3 protein-coding genes and 3 pseudogenes are annotated in these 6,107 nt (G+C 39.2%); 1 reads left to right on the top strand and 5 read right to left on the bottom strand.

The window, feature by feature from the left end; all coding sequences use genetic code 11:
• Window positions 1–96 (top strand): transposase domain-containing protein (locus tag AC1P5O_RS06575; RefSeq protein WP_499005901.1); only part of this gene is annotated, 96 nt, incomplete at its 5' end.
• A gap of 486 nt (window positions 97–582) precedes the next feature.
• On the opposite strand, the gene AC1P5O_RS06570 is transcribed toward AC1P5O_RS06575, so the two are convergent.
• From AC1P5O_RS06570 to AC1P5O_RS06550, 5 genes and pseudogenes are all read right to left on the bottom strand, one after another.
• A complete protein-coding gene (locus AC1P5O_RS06570; protein ID WP_004281794.1) occupies window positions 583–1,044 on the bottom strand; it encodes a DIP1984 family protein in 462 nt (153 codons plus the stop codon).
• 196 nt (window positions 1,045–1,240) lie between these two features.
• Window positions 1,241–1,605, bottom strand: a pseudogene (locus AC1P5O_RS06565) (IS3 family transposase); the annotation flags it as partial.
• Window positions 1,599–1,880 (bottom strand): annotated as a pseudogene (locus AC1P5O_RS06560) (helix-turn-helix domain-containing protein); the annotation flags it as partial. The pseudogenes AC1P5O_RS06560 and AC1P5O_RS06565, both read right to left, overlap by 7 nt.
• A 451-nt stretch (window positions 1,881–2,331) precedes the next feature.
• A pseudogene (locus AC1P5O_RS06555) lies at window positions 2,332–3,271 on the bottom strand (IS5 family transposase).
• A 165-nt stretch (window positions 3,272–3,436) separates the two neighbouring features.
• On the bottom strand, window positions 3,437–6,103 hold the full coding sequence (locus tag AC1P5O_RS06550) for an excinuclease ABC subunit UvrA (RefSeq protein WP_121979843.1): 2,667 nt from the start codon (window positions 6,101–6,103) through the stop codon (window positions 3,437–3,439).
• Between the last annotated feature and the right edge of the window lie 4 nt (window positions 6,104–6,107).

Below are 6,107 nucleotides of genomic sequence, written 5' to 3'. Positions count from 1 at the left end.
GCCTATTTAAGTGATGTGCTGAAAAGGTTACCGACACATAAAGTGAGCCAAATAGAAGAATTGCTGCCGCACCGCTGGAAACCCGACCAAAATTAAAAAATAGCTATGGGGTTCAGCGCACGCTTACTATGTATCGCCTTTTGAGTTTGAAGCAATGTACTATGATAAGATTAACCCGTTAGGTCAGGTGGCCTAACTTAAATAAAAAAGTCTCCGACGAACCCGGTACGGTTCAACTTGTGATTTGAATCTGCTGTTTTCAAAATCTGTCTTTCAGCTCGTTATGCAACAAAGCCGAACCGAATTAAAAATAGAAATGTAGTTGAGCTGGTGCTTGCTCATTTCTTTATTTTTAGTAATTGAGGTGAACATACTGTCAGTACATGGTAGTTATAAGTAACATGTAACTTTGTTCGCACAAAGATTTGAGTTATGCCAAGTGATGGATTGATTTGTACTTAAAATTTTAAGCTTATCCACTTGCTTTGCAAGCCACTACACTTTATTTACAATCCTATGTTGTGGAAGTAAGGGATCTTGTACTCGCCCAGTATGTTCAACTTGATTATATCTAAAGGACTATTAGGCATCAATCAAATCAATTTTCCAATTACTCGACTGAATCACCACATTTAAATCACGTAATTTAAGACTAATATCATCAGCTTGTTTTTGTAGTGATGAAACTGGAATAACTTTATGCCACTTTATTTCCCGCGTACTATAACGATCAGATTCACGAGATGTATTACTTATTGCTGCAGTTAGGGTTTTGTGCTGTTCTACAAATTCATCACGCAAAGTCAATAAAGCAAGTAAAGAACGACCATCATTTAATTTTGTTAAAGCATTAGTTTCATGAATTGCATAACTTAATTTTTGAAATTCTTGAATTAAAGCAAATACTTGTTTTAGTAGTTCATTTGGATCTTCAGATGGTTTATCACCATCTTGTACCAATACATTTGCATTGATACGTTGTTTTAGTGAAATAATTTTTTTTTGTTGATCACTTCGAAGTAAGAGAGCTTCTGCTAATTTCATTTTTCACCTATTAACCAATTAGAATTAAGTTTTAAGCAGCTAAGTAATTTTACAAATACTATATCCTCATTCTTTAAAAATCAAAAAAATTGATTTTTTATAATTTTCAGAGGTAGAAGTCTTATATTTTGTCATTAGTCGAAGCTCAGAATTAAGCTAAAGGCCTTTTTTCAGATGCAGAATCCTTTATCTGATCCTAGACAGTATTGTGGACATTCGATCCCTCTAAATTCTTACAATATTTTTGTTCAAAGGCTTCAGGACTTAACCAGCCATTTGCAGAATGTATTCTGATTCGATTGTAATAAATCTCGATATAGTCAAACAAGACAGCATTCGCTTCTTTTCGAGTGGCAAACACACTGCCATGGATTACATGACCTTTCAATGTATGAAAGAAGCTTTCAGTCACTGCATTGTCCCAACATGAGCAGTGTACTGCGCAAGACTGCGTGACATACTTTGAATACAGTTATTCGTCAATAATAGCGCTCTAAAAGCACGACTACAGTACTGACTGCCTTGGTCAGAATGAACCATAACTCCTGTTGAATAAGCTTTTCATGCGCCAAGGTTGGTCCGAAACCATGCAGTTGATCAGAAACAATATTGAGGCACTTGAGTCTGAGTTCTTCAGAAAGCCTGGAATTGCTGGTTTGGCCACGACCCGTATGGGCTAATGCAGCTGAACCTTGAACTTTGTATTTCTGCAGTAAGCGTCTGACCTGACATTCTGAAATATGAAGTAGAAGTAGCTGAGCAGCCTGGGATTGAGTTATGCGTTGATCGCAGATTTCCTGCAAAACCGACAATCGTTTAAGTTCTTTATCCGACATAGTGATCAGCATCTATATTTTATATCCCGTCCATGGTGATAAAAACCATCATAAACCAGACATTTTTATTGGTGAGAATATAGACACTTTAAATGGGTTCTAACAAACTGATTTCGTATAATATTGATTATGTTAAGCGAAGTATACCAAACAATAACTTCATATATCCCTTGCACTCACCTGATTTCAATAAGTTAAAGTACTATCCTTTAATTAGATAAATATGATATGTTGAATTAAATTTTAATTCATAAACTTCATCATGTTTGAACTAAAAACAATTCGATTGACAAAAAAAGGTTCAACTAAAAAACAACTAATATTATTGTTTCACCTCAACTCGTACTGTCCCTGTCTATACCCATTGTTGTCCTCAATGAAAGTTTTACGCTTTCAAAGGGCTTTGTTGCACAAAGATTTGAAATGCAAAGCGCCCCTAATTGAGCCAAATTTAAGGCGTAACTTGGGTAAGTGGTCGACCTGATTCCGTAAATCTGTTGAGGACTGCTACACGTGCATGAATTTCATTCACTTGGCTATCAAAACTCCTTGCGCTGAGTTTATCTCCTAATAATTTAATGCAGTGCATCTTAGTTTCAACCAACTTCGCCGATGATAGCCTGACCATTTTTTCCATAGTGTCCTGCCTAAACGTTTAACTGTTCGAAGTAATTCATTTCGTTCTAGCGAGCTACTCTTTGTATCTTTCCATGGTTTCGCATTTTTTCTAGGTGGAATCACCGCATGCCCTTGCCGATCTGCAATGACCTGACGGCATTGCTTGGTGTCATAAGCTCCATCGGTATAAACAGAGTCAATCCGCTCATCTTGTGGAATCTGATTAAGTAAATCACCAAGCACCTGTGAATCACTGACATTATTGGTTGTAAGCTGAACTGCTCGTATTTGCAGGGTTTTGGCATCTATACCAATATGTAGTTTACGCCATTGGCGACGATATTCAGGTCCATGTTTCTTGCGCTTCCATTCGACCTCACCTAGAAACTTCATGCCTGTAGAGTCCATGAGTAGATGCAGCCCATCGCTACTTTTTTGGTAGCTGATTGCAATATCAATATGCTTTTGTCTTCTACAAAGCGTACTGTACGAATATCACTGATATTCGGGGCTGCTCAGCCGCAAAGTTTAATCAGACTTTGCACAAAGCCAGTAACCATACGTAAAGACAGACGGAATAAGGATTTAATCATTAAGCCGCATTGGATGGCTGCGTCGGAGTAGGTTTGATTTCGCCCTTGTTTGCCTTTTGATGGCGCATACCATTGCGTAGCAGGATCAAACCAAATGGCAATATTTCCGCGACTCATGAGTGCTCGGTTATATGCGGGCCAATTGGTTGTGCGGTAGATTTTGTGTGTAGGCTTCTTCATTTGAAAATTATATCGCTGAAAAAGCCTTTACAGATAGGTTTGTGCAACAAAGCCCTTAGTTGAAAAAAATTTTAGATTTCATGCTCACACACCACCTAAAACAAAAAATATCTGATTGATTTTACAGGCTTTTAATTTAAGGTTTTATTCTACCCACTCGCAATATCAATGTTTAGTATCACGACTCACTAACTCATTAACTAAATATGGAGCAGTACGGCTATCTTGATTTTCTGTTATTTGTTTTGGTGTTCCTGCCACAACAATATTCCCACCAGCATTTCCAGCACCTGGTCCCACATCAATCACCCAATCTGCTTGTGCAACGGCACGCATATCATGCTCAATCATAACCACGGTATTACCCGCATCGACTAATCGCTGCAATTGAACTAACAATCGATCTACATCTGATGGATGCAAACCTGTAGTTGGCTCATCAAGTATATACAGTGTATTTCCACGCTGATTGCGTTGCAGCTCGGCCGCCAATTTAATACGTTGCGCTTCTCCACCAGATAGTTCAGTCGCTGGTTGCCCTAAACGTAAATAACCAAGGCCAATTTCCTTTAATAATTGTAGTGAACGAGCAATCGAGACCTCTCCATCAAAAAAATCACGTGCTTCATTGACGGTCATTCCTAATACTTCAGCAATATTACGTCCATTCCAGCGAATTTTCAGAGTGTCATCATTATATCGAGCACCATGACATGTCGGACAAGGGGCATATACACTTGGCATAAACAATAATTCTACACTGACAAAGCCTTCACCTTCACAAGTTTCACATCGCCCTTTAGCCACATTAAACGAAAAACGTCCAGCATCATAATGAGCTTGGCGAGCTTCAGGAGTCCCAGCAAATAACTTTCTAACATGATCAAATAAACCCGTATAAGTTGCCAGATTAGAACGTGGAGTACGGCCAATTGGTTTTTGATCAACCTGTACCAGACGCTGTATAGCCTCCACATCACCAGCCAGAGAACCCTGTGTAACCTCGGCAACCAACATTCCTTCATTTAAAGGATTATTTTCATTATTGTTTTCAGTTTCAGATTCATTGCCTAAATATGAAAGTACTAACTCGGGTAAAGCTTGAGAAACGAGACTAGATTTACCTGAACCTGAAATACCTGTAACTGCTGTAAGTACACCAAGAGGTATACGAGCATCAATATTATGCAGGTTATGTCGGTAAATATTGTTAAGTTCAAGCCAACCAGAGGGTGTACGTCCATAACTTTGCGTAACTGGGATTTTATTAAATAAATAACTTGCAGTACGTGAAGCTGAAATCTCACTTAAACCCTGAGGTACTCCACTATATAAAATATTACCACCTTGCTCTCCTGCATCTGGTCCAACATCCACTAACCATTGAGCACGACGCATGAGCTCTAAATCATGCTCTACAACAAATACGGAGTTTCCAGCGTCTCTTAATTTATCGAGAGAATCATATAATGACTGACTATCTGAAGGATGTAATCCAGCAGACGGTTCATCCAGTACATAAACTACACCAAATAGCATAGAACTTAATTGTGTTGCTAAACGCAAACGTTGTAACTCTCCCGCTGAAAGAGTCGGTGTGGCTCTATCTAATGTTAGATAACCAAGACCTAACTGGCGTAATTGATTTAAACGCCCCACCACACCATTTGCTAAACGCTGGGCAGCAATTTTCTTTTCATCTGAAAGTGCTGACGTACGTCTTACATCTGGAGATACAGAATGCACTGCTCTACCTGTTGTTGCTCGTTCGGATCTATCAAGTTGGGTTACTTTATTATTAGTCTTTTCTCCAGCATCATGAGCGTCGAAATTGCCAAGAACAATGGGCTCAAGCAGGCAAGTTAACTTATCCAAAGAAAGTTGCATAAACTCACCAATATCTACTCCAGCAAAGGTAATAGATAAGGCTTCTGGTTTAAGGCGTTTACCATGACAGGAAGGGCATATTTTTCCTTCCATAAAACGTGAAACACGTTTTTTCATCAACGTACTTTGGGTATTAGCAAAAGTATGAAGGACATAGCGACGAGCACCAGTGAAAGTGCCCATATAGCTGGGTTCTAGTTTACGTTTAAGTGCAGATTGAGTCTCAGCGGGGCTTAAACCAGCATAGACAGGAACTGTTGGGGTTTCTTCAGTAAATAAAATCCAGTCTCTATCCGATTGCGGTAAATCTTTCCATGGTCGATCAACATCATACCCTAGGGTTACTAGGATATCGCGTAAGTTTTGCCCGTGCCAAGCAGGTGGCCATGATGCGATAGCTCTCTCACGAATACTGAGTGTTGGGTCAGGAACCATTGTCGATTCTGTAACTTCATAAATGTGACCTAAACCATGACAGGTAGGACAAGCACCTTGAAGAGTGTTCGGTGAAAAGTCCTCGGCATATAACATTGGCTGATCGGCAGGATATGCACCAGCACGCGAATAAATCATTCGCACGAGACTTGATAAAGTTGTTACACTTCCAACAGAAGAACGGGTATTACTTGCACCACGTTGTTGTTGCAATGCTACTGCTGGTGGTAGACCATCAATAGCATCAACATCTGGTACTCCGGCCTGATCTATTAAGCGTCTTGCATAAGGTGCAACAGATTCGAAATATCTTCTTTGTGCTTCAGCAAAAATAGTTCCAAAAGCAAGTGATGATTTTCCTGAACCCGATACACCTGAGAAAACAACAAGTGCATTTCTTGGGATAGAAACATCTACATCCTTAAGGTTATGCTCACGTGCACCTCGAACTTCAATACAATTATTAGATAAAGTAATGTTATTGTGTTCACCAAAAGAATGTATTTTCATGTTT

The sequence above is a fragment of the Prolinoborus fasciculus genome, assembly GCF_056724605.1.
Note: the sequence above shows the minus strand (reverse complement) of the source record. Positions and strands in the feature narration are given on the sequence as shown.

Bases quoted from the DNA above. Each gene is read 5' to 3' on its own strand.
- AC1P5O_RS06570 (WP_004281794.1), bottom strand. From the start codon at position 1,044: ATGAAATTAGCAGAAGCTCTCTTACTTCGAAGTGATCAACAAAAAAAA.
- AC1P5O_RS06550 (WP_121979843.1), bottom strand. From the start codon at position 6,103: ATGAAAATACATTCTTTTGGTGAACACAATAACATTACTTTATCTAAT.